General features: G+C 67.6%; 15 protein-coding genes. 3 read left to right on the top strand and 12 right to left on the bottom strand.

The window, feature by feature from the left end; genetic code table 11:
* Positions 1-44: 44 nt before the first annotated feature.
* From IAI54_RS10535 to IAI54_RS10525, 3 genes are read right to left on the bottom strand one after another with little or no spacing between them, the layout of a single operon-like run.
* Positions 45-941 (bottom strand): MBL fold metallo-hydrolase, encoded by an 897-nt coding sequence (locus IAI54_RS10535; protein ID WP_187972293.1) that lies wholly within the window; start codon positions 939-941, stop codon positions 45-47.
* A gap of 28 nt (positions 942-969) precedes the next feature.
* Positions 970-1,407: a DUF6691 family protein gene (locus IAI54_RS10530; RefSeq protein ID WP_187972292.1), complete on the bottom strand. Its 438-nt coding sequence runs from the start codon at positions 1,405-1,407 to the stop codon at positions 970-972.
* A 5-nt stretch (positions 1,408-1,412) separates the two neighbouring features.
* Entirely contained in the window at positions 1,413-1,835 is a 423-nt protein-coding gene (locus IAI54_RS10525; protein ID WP_187972291.1) for a YeeE/YedE family protein, read from the bottom strand.
* A 91-nt stretch (positions 1,836-1,926) separates the two neighbouring features.
* On the opposite strand from IAI54_RS10525, the gene IAI54_RS10520 reads away from it, so the two are divergent.
* Complete coding sequence (locus IAI54_RS10520; RefSeq protein WP_210321232.1) at positions 1,927-2,274, top strand: ArsR/SmtB family transcription factor; 348 nt, start codon at positions 1,927-1,929, stop codon at positions 2,272-2,274.
* Between the two features lie 65 nt (positions 2,275-2,339).
* Here IAI54_RS10520 and IAI54_RS10515 read toward each other — a convergent pair whose 3' ends face one another.
* From IAI54_RS10515 to IAI54_RS10480, 8 genes are all read right to left on the bottom strand, one after another.
* Complete coding sequence (locus IAI54_RS10515) at positions 2,340-3,494, bottom strand: acyl-CoA dehydrogenase family protein (protein WP_187972290.1); 1,155 nt, start codon at positions 3,492-3,494, stop codon at positions 2,340-2,342.
* Between the two features lie 36 nt (positions 3,495-3,530).
* Positions 3,531-4,733 carry a pimeloyl-CoA dehydrogenase large subunit gene (pimC, locus tag IAI54_RS10510; protein WP_187972289.1) on the bottom strand — a complete coding sequence of 401 codons (1,203 nt, stop codon included), beginning with the start codon at positions 4,731-4,733 and terminating at the stop codon, positions 3,531-3,533.
* A gap of 152 nt (positions 4,734-4,885) precedes the next feature.
* Positions 4,886-6,067 carry an acetyl-CoA C-acyltransferase gene (locus IAI54_RS10505; RefSeq protein ID WP_187972288.1) on the bottom strand — a complete coding sequence of 394 codons (1,182 nt, stop codon included), beginning with the start codon at positions 6,065-6,067 and terminating at the stop codon, positions 4,886-4,888.
* Positions 6,068-6,079: 12 nt separating this feature from the next.
* The gene (locus IAI54_RS10500) at positions 6,080-7,765 is read right to left on the bottom strand and encodes an AMP-binding protein (RefSeq protein WP_187972287.1); all 1,686 of its coding nucleotides are present in this window, start codon (positions 7,763-7,765) and stop codon (positions 6,080-6,082) included.
* A 2-nt stretch (positions 7,766-7,767) separates the two neighbouring features.
* Positions 7,768-9,870, bottom strand: coding sequence for a 3-hydroxyacyl-CoA dehydrogenase NAD-binding domain-containing protein (locus IAI54_RS10495; protein ID WP_187972286.1), 2,103 nt, complete (start codon positions 9,868-9,870; stop codon positions 7,768-7,770).
* A gap of 90 nt (positions 9,871-9,960) precedes the next feature.
* Complete coding sequence (gene pcaD, locus IAI54_RS10490; protein WP_187972285.1) at positions 9,961-10,758, bottom strand: 3-oxoadipate enol-lactonase; 798 nt, start codon at positions 10,756-10,758, stop codon at positions 9,961-9,963.
* 79 nt (positions 10,759-10,837) lie between these two features.
* A complete protein-coding gene (locus IAI54_RS10485; RefSeq protein WP_187972284.1) occupies positions 10,838-11,233 on the bottom strand; it encodes a type II toxin-antitoxin system VapC family toxin in 396 nt (131 codons plus the stop codon).
* Positions 11,230-11,487, bottom strand: coding sequence for a type II toxin-antitoxin system Phd/YefM family antitoxin (locus IAI54_RS10480; RefSeq protein WP_187973108.1), 258 nt, complete (start codon positions 11,485-11,487; stop codon positions 11,230-11,232). The genes IAI54_RS10485 and IAI54_RS10480 overlap by 4 nt, the downstream gene beginning before the upstream one ends.
* A 441-nt stretch (positions 11,488-11,928) precedes the next feature.
* On the opposite strand from IAI54_RS10480, the gene leuA reads away from it, so the two are divergent.
* Both leuA and IAI54_RS10470 read left to right on the top strand, forming a co-directional pair.
* Positions 11,929-13,608: a 2-isopropylmalate synthase gene (leuA, locus tag IAI54_RS10475; RefSeq protein WP_187973107.1), complete on the top strand. Its 1,680-nt coding sequence runs from the start codon at positions 11,929-11,931 to the stop codon at positions 13,606-13,608.
* A 27-nt stretch (positions 13,609-13,635) separates the two neighbouring features.
* A complete protein-coding gene (locus IAI54_RS10470) occupies positions 13,636-14,397 on the top strand; it encodes an alpha/beta fold hydrolase (protein ID WP_187972283.1) in 762 nt (253 codons plus the stop codon).
* Between the two features lie 121 nt (positions 14,398-14,518).
* Here IAI54_RS10470 and IAI54_RS10465 read toward each other — a convergent pair whose 3' ends face one another.
* Positions 14,519-15,901 carry an adenylate/guanylate cyclase domain-containing protein gene (locus IAI54_RS10465; protein WP_187972282.1) on the bottom strand — a complete coding sequence of 461 codons (1,383 nt, stop codon included), beginning with the start codon at positions 15,899-15,901 and terminating at the stop codon, positions 14,519-14,521.
* Positions 15,902-16,029 lie beyond the last annotated feature (128 nt).

Here is a 16,029-nt window from a genome sequence, read left to right as displayed (position 1 = left end):
TTGTGCCGGCGGATCGGTCCCGCCGGTGCTGCGTCGATGTTTCTTCAGAGGCCGTTGACCGGCACCTTCAGGAAGGTTTTGCCGCTTTCGTCGCGGGGCGGCAAGCGGCCCGCCCGCATGTTGACCTGCAGCGAGGGGATGATCAGCTTCGGCATCGCGAGCGTGGCGTCACGCGCCTCGCGCATCTTGACGAACTCGTCTTCCGAAATCCCGTCGCGGACGTGGATGTTGTGTTCGCGCTCCTCGGCCACCGTGGTCTCCCACCTGATGTCGCGGCCGTTCGGCCCGTAGTCGTGGCAGATGAAGAGCCGTGTCTCGGGCGGCAGCGACAGCACGCGCTTGATCGAACGGTAGAGGATGCGGGCATCGCCGCCCGGAAAGTCGGCGCGGGCAGAGCCGCCGTCGGGCATGAACAGCGTGTCGCCGACGAAGGCGGCGTCGCCGATCACATGCGTCATGCAGGCCGGCGTATGGCCGGGCGTGTGCATGGCATGGGCGGTCATGGTGCCGATCGTATAGGTGTCGCCATCCTTGAACAGCCGGTCGAACTGCGAGCCGTCACGCTGGAACTCGGTGCCTTCGTTGAAGATCTTGCCGAACGTATCCTGGACGATGGTGATGTTCTCGCCGATGCCGAGCTTGCCGCCGAGCTTCTGCTGGATGTAGGGCGCGGCCGACAGGTGGTCGGCATGCACGTGGGTCTCGATGATCCATTCGAGCGTCAGGCCGTTCTTCCGGATGTGATCGATGATCGCGTCGGCATGATCGTAGGTGATGCGGCCGGCCGCATAGTCGATGTCCATCACCGAATCGACGACGGCGCAGGCATGGGATGCCGGATCCCTGACGACATAGGACACCGTGTTGGTGGCCGGGTCGAAGAAGGCGGTGACGTCGGGCTTCACCGAAATGTCGGGCGTGAAGGGCAGGGGAGAAGTCATCGGGTGGTCTCCTTGTCTCACGGGTCTTTCAGGCCGGTGCGGCCTGGGCGGTGCGGGTTCTGACGGCCCGCGCCAGAACGATGCCGACCATCATGGCGGCGATGAAGATGACGGTCTCGGCATAGCCGAGGCCAAGGGCGGGCACGGCCCCGCCGGGGCAGAAGCCGGAGATGCCCCAGCCGATGCCGAATACCGCCGAGCCGCCGACGAGCTCGGCATCGATGCGGCGGGCGGTGGGCAGCGCATAGCTGGTTTCGAATACCGGCTTCGGCCTGGCGCCGAAGACGACGCGGTAGCCGATCGCGGCCGTCACCAGCGCGCCGCCCATCACGAACAGCAGGCTCGGATCCCAGGTTCCGGCGACGTCGAAGAAGTTCAGCACCTTGGCGGGATTCGCCATGCCGGAGACGGCGATGCCGAGGCCGAAGACGGCGCCGATGGCAAAGGCGGAGAGGATCTTGTTCATGTCGGTCAGGCCCCGATCACGTGGCGGATGACGTAGACGGTGGCGATCGAGAACGCCATGAAGACGAGCGTGGCGACGATCGATCGCGGCGACAGGCGGGCGATGCCGCAGACGCCGTGGCCGCTGGTGCAGCCGGACCCGTAGGTCACGCCGATGCCGACGATGACGCCGCCGATCACCAGCGCGGTGGTGGAGATCGGTACCGCAAACGCGATCGTGTTGCCCGCGGCGACGTAGGCGAGAGGCGAGATGATCGCGCCGGCCAGGAAGGCGGCGCGCCAGGCCCAGTCCGCGGGCACCGGCGGGATGATGCCCGCAAGGATCGCGGTCATCCCGGCGATCCGGCCGTGCAGGGCCATCAGCAGCACGGCCGAGAGGCCGATGAGTATTCCGCCGGCAAGCGACGTCCATGGTGTGAAATCGGTCATTCGGTGCCCCTGTGCGTTTCGGCTATGGTTGCCAAATTCGAACAAGTCACTACATATGACAACGTATTCATGTGTTCAAGGGATAGATCCGATGAAAATGGACATCGCCAGGCTGGACGCGTCGGCGGAGAAGGCGGCCGAACTCCTGTCGGCTCTCGCCAACAAGAACCGTCTGATGATCCTGTGCAACCTGCTCAACCAGGAAATGGCGGTGCAGCCGCTGGCGGACGCGGTGGGCATGTCGCAGTCGGCGCTGTCGCAGCAGCTGGCGAAGCTGCGGCTGTCGAGGCTCGTCACCACGCGGCGGCAGGGCAAGGAGATCTACTACAGCGTCGCCTCGCGCGAGGTGGAGGAGATCCTGCAGACCCTCTACGGGCTCTATTGCCGGCCGGCGGCGGGGGACGCCGGTGCCCGGACGCTCGCCACGGTCGGCGCCTGATCCACCTCGTGAATCGCGAAGGCGCGCCGGCCGGGCGCGCCTCCGTGGCGGCTTCGCAGGCGCCTTCAGGCGGCCGCTGAAAACAGCCCGCCGGCCCGTGCGAGTTCGCGCAGATGATGGTCGGCATTGCCGAAGGCGACGTCGATCATGGTCATGCGCTTGAAATAGTGGCCGACGGCATATTCCATCGTCATGCCGACGCCGCCGTGGATCTGGATGGCGTTCTCGCCGACGACGCGGCCGCCACGGCCGATCTCCGCCTTGGCGGCATGCATGGCGCGCGCCCGCTCGGCCTCGTCCCCGCTGTCGGCCATCATCGTGGCGTAGAGCGCGATCGACCGCGCCTGCTCGATGGCGACGTACATGTCGACGGCCTTGTGCTGCAGCACCTGGAAGGAGCCGATCGGCACGCCGAACTGCTTGCGCACCTTCATGTAGTCGACGGTGAGTGTGTGCATCGCGCTCATGACCCCGACCGATTCGGCAGCAAGCGCTGCGATGGCCTGGTCGACGACGCGGCGGGCGAGCGGCAGGCCGTTCTCCGGGTCGCCAAAGACCGCATTGGCGGGCACGCGCACCTTGTCCAGCGTCAGTTCTGCAGCGCGCAGGCCGTCCTGCATGGGATAGCCGCGGCGCGAGACGCCGTCGGCGCTCGCATCGACCAGGAAGACGCCGATGCCGGTCTCGTCGGCCATGCCGCCCGCGGTGCGGGCGGTGACGAAGATGCGGTCGGCGCAGTCACCGTGCTGGACGACGCTCTTCGACCCCGACAACACCCAGCCGTCGCCGTCCCTGGTCGCCGTCGTGCCGACATGGGCGAGATCGAAGCGGGAGTGCCGCTCCGTGTGACCGAAGGCGAGCCGGAGCGAACCGTCGGCCACCTGCGGGATCAGATCCGCCTTCTGCGCCGCCGAACCGCCGAGCCGCAGGAAACCGCCGCCCAGCACGACGGTGGCGAAGTAAGGCTCGAGCGCCAGCGCCTTGCCGAGCGATTCCATGACGATCATGGTCTCGACCGGGCCGCCGCCGATGCCGCCGTCCGCCTCGGCGAAGGGCAGGGCCATCAGGCCCATCTCGGCCATCTGCCGCCAGATGTCGGTGCTCCAGCCTTCGGGCGCGGCCATGAAGCGCTTGCGGTCTTCGAAGCGGTAGGCATCGGCCAGCAGCCGGTCGAGCGAATCCCGGAGCATCGACTGCTCCTCGGAGAGATCAAAATCCATCGCGTCCTCCTGTCGTCGAATTGCGGCCGGAGCCCGTCACAGCCCCAGCACCGCCTTGGCGATGATGTTCTTCTGGATCTCGTTCGAGCCGCCGTAGATCGAGACCTTGCGGTTGTTGAAGTAGTTCGGCGCGGCCGGCAGGGCATAGTCGGGAACGTCCGACGGCTCGTTCCAGCGGTCGTCGCGGTGGGGCAGATAGGGCGCGGCGTAGGGACCCATCACTTCCATCAGGAGATGCGTGGTCGCCTGCTGGATCTCCGAGCCCTTGATCTTCAGGATCGACGATGCCGGATCGGGCTTGCCCGTGTTGCCGCGCTTGGCATCGGCGGCCACGACCCTCAGCTGGGTTAGTTCCAGCGCTTTCAGGTCGATCTCGATCGCGGCCAGCTTCTCGCGGAAACGCTCGTCCTCGATCAGCGGCCGGCCGCCGCTCCGTTCCACCGCCGCGAGCTCGCGGATGCGGGCGATGCGCTGCTTCGAGACGCCGATGCGGGCGATGTTGGTGCGCTCGTTGCCGAGCAGGAACTTCGCATAGTCCCAGCCCCTGTTCTCCTCGCCGACGCGGTTCTCGACCGGAACGCGCACGTCGGTCAGGAATACCTCGTTGATCTCGCTGCTGCCGTCGATGGTCATGATCGGGCGCACCTCGATGCCGGGCGTCTTCATGTCGATCAGCAGGAAGGAGATGCCTTCCTGCTTCTTGGCGGCCGTGTCGGTGCGCACCAGGCAGAAGATCCAGTCGGCGTGCTGGGCCATGGTGGTCCAGGTCTTCTGGCCGTTGACGACGTAGTGATCGCCGTCGCGCACCGCGCGCGTCTTCAGCGAGGCGAGATCCGATCCGGAACCCGGTTCGGAGAAGCCCTGGCACCACCAGTCGTCGAGATTGGCGATGCGCGGCAGGAAGCGCTGCTTCTGCGCTTCGCTGCCGAAGGTGTAGATCACCGGGCCGACCATGTTAACGCCGAAGGGAAGCGGCTGCGGCGCCGGGTACTTCTGCGTCTCCTCCAGATAGATGTACTGCTTCATCGGCCCCCAGCCGGTGCCGCCATGGATCTCCGGCCAGTGCGGCACGGCCCAGCCATGGGCATTGAGGATGCGCGTCCAGCGCACGAGGTCCGGCTTGTTCAGGTGCTCGCCGTCGATCATCTTTTCGCGGATGTCGGCGGGCAGGTTGTTGCGAAGGAACGCGCGCACTTCCTCGCGGAAGGCGATCTCCTCGTCGGTGAAGCGAAGGTCCATGATCATCTCCTCCTAATTCCTCCTCCCCGTTCACGGAGAGACGGTGGCCGGCAGGGCCGGACGAGGGGCAGTGCGAGCAATGACATGTCGGCGCAGCCCCTCATCTGCCTGCCGGCATCTTCTCCCCGCAGACGGGGAGAAGAGAGCTCTCCTCAGTTGATCTCGAGCAGTCCGGCCGCGCCCATGCCGCCGCCGACGCACATCGTGACGACGGCGTATTTGACGCCGCGGCGCTTGCCTTCGATCAGCGCATGGCCGGCGAGGCGCGAACCCGACATGCCGTAGGGGTGGCCGACCGCGATGGCGCCGCCGTTGACGTTGAGCTTTTCTGGATCGATGCCGAGCCGGTCGCGGCAGTAGAGCACCTGCACGGCGAAGGCCTCGTTCAGTTCCCACAGGCCGATGTCGTGGACGGTGAGCCCGTGGCGCTCCAGCAGCCGCGGCACGGCGAAGACCGGGCCGATGCCCATCTCGTCTGGCTTGCAGCCGGCGACATTGAAGCCGCGGAAGATGCCGAGCGGCGAGAGCCCCCGCTTCTCGGCCTCCTTCGCCTCCATCATCACGCAGGCCGACGCGCCGTCGGAGAGCTGGCTGGCATTGCCGGCGGTGATGAAGCCGCCCTCGCGCACGGGCTTGAGACCGGCGAGACCCTCGGCCGTCGTCTCCGGACGCGGACCCTCGTCATGGGAAAGCGTCACCTCCCTGTGGCTGACGGCCTTGGTCTCCTTGTCGACGACGGCCATGCGCACCGAAATCGGCGCGATCTCGGCATCGAAGAGGCCGGCCTCGCGGGCGGCGGCGACGCGCCGCTGCGATTCCAGGCCGTAGGCGTCCTGCGCCTCACGCGAGATGCCGTAGCGGTTGGCGACGTTCTCGGCGGTGTCGATCATCGGCAGGTAGACGTCGGCCGCCGGGCCGGACAGGGACCTGTCGACGAGGTGGAAGGTGTTGCGGTGGTCGTTCTGGACGAGGCTGATCGATTCGAGGCCCCCGGCGATGCCGGCCTTGACGCCGTCGTTGCGGATGGCGTTGGCCAGCAGAGCCATCGACTGGAGGCCCGACGAGCACTGGCGGTCGATCGTCGTGCCCGCCACCGTGATCGGCAGGCCGGCCGACAGAAGCGCGCGGCGCGCGACGTTGAGGCCGGTGGTGCCCTCCTGCATGGCGCAGCCCATGATCACGTCCTCGATCTCGCCGCCCTCCAGGCCCGAGCGCGTCAGCGCGTGGCGGATGGCGTGGGCGCCGATAACATGGCCTTCCGTGTCGTTGAAGGCGCCGCGATAGGCCTTGCCGATCGGCGTGCGGGCGGTGGATACGATGACGGCTTCTGCCATGGTTTTTCTCCCTTACGAGGCGCGCGCGATACGCGCAGCCTCTTCCTGCTTCAGTTCGAGTTTCGACAGTTTTCCGACCGGCGTCCGCGGCAGGGCGTCGCGCAGCTCGAGCGCGGCCGGCATCTCGTGCGGACCGAGCCGGTCCTTCAGGAAGGCGCGCAGCGCCTCCAGCGACAGCATCGGCGCGCCGGCCCGCAGCTTGACGAAGGCCTTCGCCGCCTCGCCGCGATAGGCGTCGGCGATGCCGATGACGAGCACCTCCTCGACGTCGGGATGCTGGTAGATCATCTGCTCGATGAGTTGAGGATAGACGTTGAAGCCGCCGGACAGGATCATGTCCTTCTTGCGGTCGACGATGGTGAAGAAGCCTTCCTCGTCCATGAAGCCGATGTCGCCGGTGAGAAACCCGCCGCCGGAGAAGGCGCGGGCGTTCTCTGCCGGCTGGTTCAGGTAGCCGACGGTCACGTTGGGTCCGAAGACGCGCAGTTCGCCGATCTCGCCCTGCGGCAGCACGCGGGCCTGGTCGTCGAGTGCGACGATGTCGAGGAAGATGCCGGGCAGCGGCACGCCGATGGTGCCCACCTTGTCCGGGCGGCTCGGCGGGATGTTGGTTCCTGCCGGCGAGGTCTCGGTCATCCCCCAGCCGCCGAGCAGGTCGTGGCCCGTGATCGCCTTCAACCGCCGCGCGGTCTCGACGGGCAGCGGCGCGCCACCGGAGGCGCAGTAGCGCAGGGACGAGAAGTCGCGCGACTCGACGCCGGGCACGGCGGAGATCGCGATCCACATCGTGGGCACGCCGGGAAAGCTGGTCGCCCCCGCCTCGATCTCGCGCAACGCCGCCTCGGCGTCGAAACGGGTGTGCATGACCATGGTCTGCCCCCCGCGCACGCAGCGCAGCATCACCGCCGACAGCGAGTAGATGTGGAACAGCGGCAGGAAGAGGAGCACCCGTTCCTCCGCCTCCCGCATAAGCCCCCACGCGCCGAACCAGAGGTCGTAGCTCTCCACTGCCGTCGACAGGTTGCGGTGCGTCAGCATCGCGCCCTTGGGCATGCCCGTCGTACCCCCGGTGTATTGCAGCAGCGCGAGGTCGTCGAGCGAGACGTCCGGAAGACACGGCTCCTCGGACAGGGAATCAACCGCCTCGGAAACTGATTCGAGAAACGAAGCAAAGTCGTTGAATTCGCAGTCCCGCGGCATGGCCCCGGTGAGCGGAGAGGGGCCAAAGGCCGCGTCCTCGCCGACGACCAGCCGGTCGGCCGATCCGGCGCGGACGAGTTCGCCTGCCCGTACCGCGAGGTCGCCGATGTTGGTCGTCACGAGCAGCCGCGCGCCGCTGTCGGCGAGCTTGTGGCGCAGCACCGCGCTGCCGTCGAGCGGCGACAGGTGCACGACGGTCGCACCGGCCTTCAGCGCGCCGAAGAAGGCGACGAGGTGGTAGAGCGTGTTCGGCAGCAGCAGCGCCACGCGCGTCCCGTGCTCGACGCCGGCCGCGCGGAAGGCCCGGGCGGCCGCGTGCACCTGCGCGGCGAGTTCGCCGAAGGTGAGGGTGGTCTCGCGGAAGACCGCCGCCGCACGGTCCGGCCACTTCCGGGCCGCCTCGTCGACGATGGCGTGCACGGGAAACCCGGCAAGCATCGCGTCGGGCGAGAGCCCTTCGGGGTAGGAAGCGCGCCAGGGAGCGGCGGCGAGGTCCATCGTCAGGCGGCCTTGCCCGTGCCGGAGGCCTTGCGGAAGCTGCCGCTCGTCGCCGCGCGCCTCAGGAGATCGGACGGCTTGAAGACGTCCTTGCCGGTCCTGCCGTGCCAGTATTCGAGCCGTTCGACGATCTTCGGCAGGCCTTCGAGTTCGGCCCAGAACATCGGCCCGCCCTTGCCGACGGGGAAGCCGTAGCCGTTGATCCAGACGATGTCGACGTCGGAGGAGCGGGCGGCGATGCCTTCCTCCAGCACCTTCGCACCCTCGTTGATCATCGGGTACATGGTGCGCTCGGCGATCTCCTCGGCGGAGATGGTGCGGCGGTTGACGCCCTTCTCGCGCGCCTTTTCCTCGATCAGCGCCTCGACCTCGGGATCGGATTTCGGCGCGCGCGAGCCGGCCTCGTAGATGTAGAAGCCCTTGCCCGTCTTCTGGCCGTAGCGCCCCGCTTCGCAGAGCGCGTCGGCGATCGCGGCGGTCTTGCCGAGCGACTTCCTGTTGCGCCAGCCGATGTCGAGCCCCGCGAGGTCGCCCATGGCGAAGGGACCCATCGGCCAGCCGAAATCGGTGAAGACCTTGTCGACCTGCGCCGGCGTGGCGCCTTCCAGCAGCAGGTCCTCCAGTTCGGCCGAGCGGGAGGCGAGCATGCGGTTGCCGACGAAGCCGTGGCAGACGCCGACGACCACCGGCACCTTGGCGATGCGGCGCGCGACGTCGAGCGCGGTGGCGAGCACGTCCGGAGCGGTCTTCGCTCCGCGGACGATCTCGAGCAGCTTCATCACGTTGGCGGGCGAGAAGAAGTGCAGGCCGAGCACGTCGGCCGGCCGAGCGGTCGAAGCGGCGATCTCGTTCACGTCGAGATAGGAGGTGTTGGAGGCGAGGATGGCGCCAGGCTTCGCCACGGAATCGAGCCTGCCGAAGACCTCCTTCTTGACCGACATTTCCTCGAAGACGGCCTCGATGATCAGGTCGCAGTCGGCGAGGTCGGCATAGTCGGTGGTGCCGGTGAGCAGGCCCATCCGCTTGCCTTTTGCCTCCTCGGTCATCGACCCGCGCTGCACGGAGATGGCGTAGTTCTTCTCCATGTTGGCGACGCCGCGGTCGAGCGCTTCGCGCGTCATCTCCAGGATGGTGACCGGGATGCCGCCGTTGAGGAAGGACATGGCGATGCCGCCGCCCATGGTGCCGGCGCCGATGACGCCCGCGCGCTTCACCGCGCGCGGCTTCACGTCGGAGCCGATGCCCTCGACCTTGGCCGCCTCGCGCTGGGCGAAGAACAGGTGCCGCTGCGCCTTCGACTGGTCGCCCTCGACGAGTTCGACGAAATAGGCGCGTTCGGTGGTCAGCGCCTCGTCGAAGGGCAGGGTGAGCGCGTTGCGCACGGCATCGGCGCAGCGCTTCGGGGCGTCGAGGCCCTTGGTCTTCTTGAGCGTTTCGGCGATCTGCGCGTCGAACCCGGCCATGTCGGCGCGGGCGGTGGCGAGCTTGTCCTCGCGGTCGCGCACGGCCACCAGCGGCCTGCCTGCAGACAGGGCGTCGCGGGCAAACACAATGGCGTGGGCGACGAGATCGTCCTCGAACACGGCGTCGACGAGACCGTCCGCCAGGGCAGTCTTGGCCCCGATCGGGTTGCCGGAGACGATGGCCGGCAGCGCCTTCCCGGGCCCGATCAGCCGCGGCAGCCGCACCGTGCCGCCGGCGCCGGGCAGCAGGCCGAGCTTGACCTCCGGCAGGCCGAACTGGGCGCGGGCGTCGGCGACGCGGAAATGGCAGCCCATGGCGAGTTCGAGCCCGCCGCCGAAGGCCGTGCCGTGGATCGCAGCCACCGTCGGCTTCGTGAAGGTCTCCAGCGTGACGATCAGCTCGCGCAGGTTGGGCGAGGCGGTGGCCCTCGGCGTGTTGAATTCCGTGATGTCGGCGCCCGCGATGAAGGTGCGGCCGGCGCAATGGATGACCACCGCCGCGACCGCCGCGTCGTCGCGCAACGCACGCAATGCGGCGTCCAGAGGCTCGCGCAGGTGGTGGGACAGCGAATTGACGGGCGGGTTGTCGAGCGTGACGACGGCAATGTCGCCCTCGCGGCGGACGGTCACGTACTGGGACATCGAGTATACTCCGGAATGGCAATCTTGGTCTTGGGGGCGGGGCGCGGTCTCTTCGCCTCGCCGACCCGCAGGTCTTCGCGGCGCGCGGCTCTAGCCCGCGAACCGCGTCTCCCGCAGGAAATTGTGCATGAGGTTGGCGACGGCCTGCGGCTGCTCGATGCAGGGCAGGTGGCCGGCATCCGGAATGATGCGGAACCGGGCGCCGCGGATCAGGTCGGCGGTCGAGCGCACGAGGTCGGGCGGGGTGGAGCCGTCCTGGTCGCCGACGATGGCGAGCACGGGCAGCGAGAGCGCCTTCGTCTGTTCCGTGTAATCGGTGTCGCGCAGCGCCGCACAGGTACCGGCATAGCCGTCGACGGTGGTGCGGGTGAGCATGGCGGTGTAGCCGACGAAATCGGGGTTGTCCGGGGACCGGTAGGCCGGCGTGAACCAGCGCTGCATGATGGCGTCGGCGAGCGAGGCGATGCCGTTCTTCGTCACGCCGTCGATGCGCTGGTTCCACATCTCGGCGGTGCCGATCCTGTGGGCGGTGTCCATCAGAACCATCACCTCGACGAGATCGGGCCGCTTCGCCGCCAGCCCCTGCGCGATCACGCCGCCGACCGACAATCCGACGACGGCCAAAGCCTTTACGTCGAGATGATCGAGAAGCGATTCAAGGTCGCCGACATGGTCGGCCATCGCATAGGGCGCCGGCGTCGCCTCCGACAGGCCGTGGCCGCGCTTGTCGTAGCGGATGTGGCGGAAACGGTCGCCGAGACGCGCGACGACCTCGTCCCAGATGCGGAAGTCGGTGCCGAGTGAATTGGAATAGACGATCGCGGGCTTCCCCGCGTCGCCACGGTCCTCGTGGTGCAGAACGACGCCGTTCACGCGTGCAAACGCCATGGATGTCCTCCCCTGACGCGCGACATACTACCGGGTATGTTGCGGAGTGCAAGAGGCGGGCTGTGCCAAAGAGAGGGTGTCAGCCGTTTCCGGTGAGCGCGGGCGCGATGTCGGTCGCAGCGAAGTCCCCGCCGATGAAGAGCAGCGGACATGCATGCTCCCTGGCGAGGGCATAGGCATAGCAGTCGCCGAGGTTGAGCGCCGCTGGATGCACGCCCTTACCCCAGCGATCATAGGCGGCGGCGACCCGCTCGGCGGAGGCTCTCGATACCGGTACGACCTCGAAGCCCAGTCCGTCGATCAGTTCCCGCATGTCCTCGCCGACGTTACGGCGATCCGCGACGACGAGCGCTTCGGCGACCGTCCCGCCCGATATGAGCAGGGCGTCCGCGCCGGCGATCGCCGACATGCACGCTTCGGCGGATGGCTCGTCCAGCACGATCGCCATCAGCGCAGACGTGTCGACCACGATCACGCTGGCAGACCGGAGTCGTCGTAGAGGAAATCCTGGCTGCGGACAGCATCGGGTCCTGCGGTCGCCTTTGCGGCGCCTGAACGGCTCACCTTCTCCATCAGCGCCCTGCGCTGCCCGGCGTCCGGTGCGGCACCCACGACGACGAGGCGAACCGCCGCCTGACCGTGGCGCGTCAGGATGATCTCCTCGCCCGCTTCGGCGCGACGGACGAGATCGGTCAACCGCGCCTTGGCGTCACTGATCGATACCTTCATCATGGCTCTCCGAGAACTGGGAGGAATCTGGTCCTCACGATGGTCCAAGTCAACATCGAACAGCGCTTGTCGCAGCCACTCGACACCGCGCCGCCGCCGCGTCCGTCGCAATCCCTCCTTGCCACGCGCCGCTGAGCCCGCTATACGCACCGTCATGTCGTCCACGCGCATCCACGCCAAAGCCTCGTCCGCCCGGTTCTTCGCCGGCGAGACGCTGCGTGCGCTGTCCTCGACGCTGCTTCTTCTCGGTCTTATCGGCGATCGCCGGGTCCGCTGACAGGGAGCGCCCGGCGATCGAATCGACGCCGACGCGCCGTGCTCCCGACACTCGCATTTCAGCAAATCCGTGATAAGAGCGCACCGGCCTGACGGTCCGGCAGCGCGGGAGCAACGACCATGAACAAGCCCGAAACCTTCGCCCGCCAGCACCCCGCCCGGGGCATGCCCGACGCGCCGCGCAAGTATCATCCCTATCCGGCGATCAACCTGCCTGACCGCACCTGGCCCGGCAAGCGCATCGAGAAGGCGCCAATCTGGTGCTCGGTCGACCTGCGCGACGGCAACCAGGCGCTCGTCGATCCGATGGGGCACGACCGCAAGTCGCGCATGTTCGCGCTGCTGCTCGACATGGGCTTCAAGGAGATCGAGATCGGGTTTCCGTCGGCCTCGCAGACCGATTTCGACTTTGCGCGCTGGTGCATCGAGGAAGGCAACGTTCCCGACGACGTCGACCTGCAGGTGCTGGTCCAGTGCCGGCCCGAACTGATCGCCCGCACCTTCGAGGCGCTCCAGGGTGCCAGGACGCCGATCGTGCACTTCTACAATTCCACAAGCGAACTGCAGCGGCGCGTCGTGTTCGAGAAGGACGTGCGCGGCATCAAGCAGATCGCAACCGACGCGGCCAAGATGATCACCGACATGGCAGCGAAGGCCGGCGGCGGCTACCGCTTCGAATATTCGCCCGAGAGCTTCACCGGCACCGAATTGGAGGTGGCGCTGGAAATCTGCAACGCGGTCGCGGAGATCGTGAAGCCGACGCCCGAGCACCGGCTGATCCTCAACCTGCCGGCGACGGTCGAGATGTCGACGCCCAACATCTATGCCGACGAGATCGAGTGGATGTGCCGCAACCTCGACAACCGCGACAGCATCATCGTCTCGCTGCATCCGCACAACGACCGCGGCACCGGCATCGCGGCGACGGAACTCGGCCTGATGGCCGGCGCCGACCGCGTCGAAGGCACGCTGTTCGGCAATGGCGAGCGCACCGGCAACGTCGACGTCGTCACGCTGGCGCTCAACATGTACACCCAGGGCGTCGACCCGCTGCTCGACTGCAGCGACATCAACCGCATCAAGGACGTATTCGAATATTCGAACCAGATGCCGGTGCCGGAGCGGCACCCCTACGTCGGCGAACTGGTCTACACCGCCTTCTCCGGCTCGCACCAGGACGCCATCAACAAGGGCATGAAGGCCAAGGCGAAGGCCAATACCGAACTGTGGGAGGTTCCCTACCTGCCGATCGACCCGCAGGACGTCGGCCGCACCTACGAAGCGATCATCCGCATCAACTCGCAGTCGGGCAAGGGCGGCATCGCCTACATCCTGCAGGCCGATTACGGGCTGAACCTGCCGCGCAACCTGCAGGTGGAGTTCTCCAAGGACATCCAGGCCATCACCGACTCGGAGGGCAAGGAACTGTCGTCGAAGCGCATCCACGATCGCTTCCTGGAACTCTACGTCGCGCAGCCGGGCGGGCGGTTGAAATTCGTCGACCACCACACCTATCCGGACACGGCGGCGAAGGGCAGGCGCATCGTCGAGGCGACGATCCTGGACGGCGGCCGAGAGATGACGATCTCGGGCTCGGGGACCGGTCCGATCGACGGCTTCGTCGACGCGCTGTCGCGCCACATCGGCGTGCCGATGACGGTGCTCGACTATTCGGAGCACTCCATGCAGAGCGGGTCGAACGCGGCCGCGATCAGCTATCTCGAAATGGAGCATCCGGGCGGCAAACTTTTCGGCGCCGGCATCAACACCAACATCGTCGCCGCGTCGCTCGAGGCGGTCGTGTCGGCAGCCAACCGGATCCTGGCGAAGCAGGAAGCTGCCTAGCCACGCATCATCCCGGGGAGGGGACGGATGACCACTGACATCCATGCGCGCGTGCAGGGGAAGGGACCGGAGACGGTCGTCCTGCTGCACGGCTTCGGCGGTCATCACGACGGCTGGTACGACATCCAGCCGGCGCTTGCCGCCGGCGCGCGGGTGCTTGCCTATGATCTGCCGGGGCACGGGCGGTCCCTGGCCTATCCCGGGGCCGGATCCGCGCATGTGGCGGCAAAGGCGATCCTGGCCGATCTCGCCGCCCGCGGCCTCTCGCGGGTGCATTTCGCCGGCCATTCCATGGGCGGCGCGATCGCGGTGCTCGCCGCACTGCGGGCGCCCGAGGCGGTCGCGTCGCTCACCCTGATCGCGCCGGGCGGCTTCGGCCCCGAGATCAATTTCGACCTGCTCCGGCGCTATGCGGCGGCGACCAACGCCGACGAACTGCGTGCCTGCATGAACGAGATGTCGGCGCGCGGCTTCCCGATGCCGACCAAATACGTCGCGGGCCTGATGGCGGTTCGGGCCGTTCCCGGGCAGCGCGAGAAACTGATCGAGATCGGTGCCCTCATCACCAGGGGCGAACGCCAGGGCGAGATCCCGCGCGACACGCTGGCGACGCTGGCCATGCCGACCAGGGTGCTCTGGGGCACCGAGGACTCCGTCCTGCCATACCGGCAGACGACGGGACTGCCGGCCGGAATGGCGCTGGAGACGTTGCCGGGCAAGGGACACATGCTGCTGGAAGAAGCCACCGAACCGGTCATCCGCGCCATCCGCAGGTCGCTGCGCTCCTGAAGGCGATGCGTTCCGTCACAGCAATCCGCACAGCTTCGGCTGTCGCCGCTCCCGGTTGTCCCTGAACGGAGCGGCGCCATCGTCGAGAGACCGGCGCCGAGGCCGTGGGACCGGCGCACCCCTAGGCCGAACGCGCCCAGCGCGAACGGCTCTCCGCCGTCAGCAGAGTCTGCGCGCTCGCCCAGACGACGACGTCCTGTCGCCGGCCGTCGAGCTGGTTGCCGCCGAGATCGTCGAAGCCGGCCAGCAGCGACTCGGCTGCCTCGGCATCCTCGCGCCGCATGTCCGACACGAGGTCGCCGCTGACGACGGCCGCACGGCCGAGGAGCCGTGTCAGTTCCTCCAGCCGGCTGGCGACGTTCACCGTGTCCCCGATGACGCCCAGTTCCAGCCGCCGGTCGGTGCCGATGTTGCCGACGACGACCGAGCCGTAATGCGCGCCCACGGCGATCTGGATCGGCTCCTCGCCGCGGCCGATCCGCCGCGCGTTCAGCTGGGCGAAGTCGTCGAGGATCGCCTTGACGCACCTGAACGCGTTGAGGGCGTCCTTCGACGTCGGTTCGGGGGTTCCGAAAGTCGCCATCACGCCGTCGCCGATGAACTTGTCGAGCGTGCCGCCGTGCCGGAACACCGCTTCCTCGAGCAGCCCGTGAACCTCCCGCAGCATGGCGATCGTCTGAGCCGGCGTGTGCCGCTCCGACCAGCGCGTGAAGCCGACGAGGTCAGCGAACAGGATCGCTGCCCTGACCTCGCGGATGTGCTGCAGCGGCTCGTCCTCGCGCGCCAGCTGGTCGACGGTGGCCGGCGGGAAGTAGCGGGCGAGGTTGAGGCGCTGGCGCTCGATGACCGCATAACGCCAGACCAGGCGCCGCGAACGCGACACGCCGGCCGCCAGCACAAGGGAGACGATGAGGAAGATCACGACCGTCTGCAGCATGACGCCGAGGTCGACCGTCGTCGGCGTGCCGATGATGCGCAGCCGCGTCTGAACGTCGTTCAGCCCGATGGCGCCATTGCCTGGCCAGATCACGATGCTGTCCGGCAGGGAGGCCAGCCAGGCGACGCCAAGGGTCCAGCCGACCGCTCCGACGATGCCGCCCCAGATGACGAGGCGCGGGCTGTCGGCGAAGGCGAGGCTCGACAGGAGCAGGAACAGATAGAGCGAGGTGTCGAAATGCAGCATCATCTGCGGCGGCAGGTCGGGTGGCGCCAGCGGATTGGGCACGACGATCATGAAGGTGAGGGCGACGAAGTCGAGCGTCACGAACATGTAGGGGTGCCATTCGCGCAGCCAGCCGCGCCTGTCGAGCCATGTCGGAATGAAGCCCGTCAGGATGAAGAGCAGCATGGTCCCCTGGTAGAAATAGGCTTCGGGGTAGGGGACGATGAAGTAGGTCAGGACGAAGGCTACGAGCAGAGAGAAGGTGCGGCCGCGGAACTGCAGCTTGCGGCCTTCCCGCTCGTGGCTGCGGAACGTCTCGTCGAGCAGCCGCGGAAAGTTCACGCGCCGACGCATCCTCCGGCCCGCGATTGCCGTCCCCACGCGATCCGCCAGTGCCATCGTCGATTCCGTCCGTTTCCCGACTCCCAAGATAGGCGGGGGAGGACGAAGTTGAAACCGTGCACTGCCTC

It is taken from the genome of Aquibium microcysteis (assembly GCF_014495845.1).
GTDB classification, from domain to species: domain Bacteria; phylum Pseudomonadota; class Alphaproteobacteria; order Rhizobiales; family Rhizobiaceae; genus Aquibium; species Aquibium microcysteis.
This window is presented reverse-complemented; position numbering and strand designations above follow the sequence as displayed.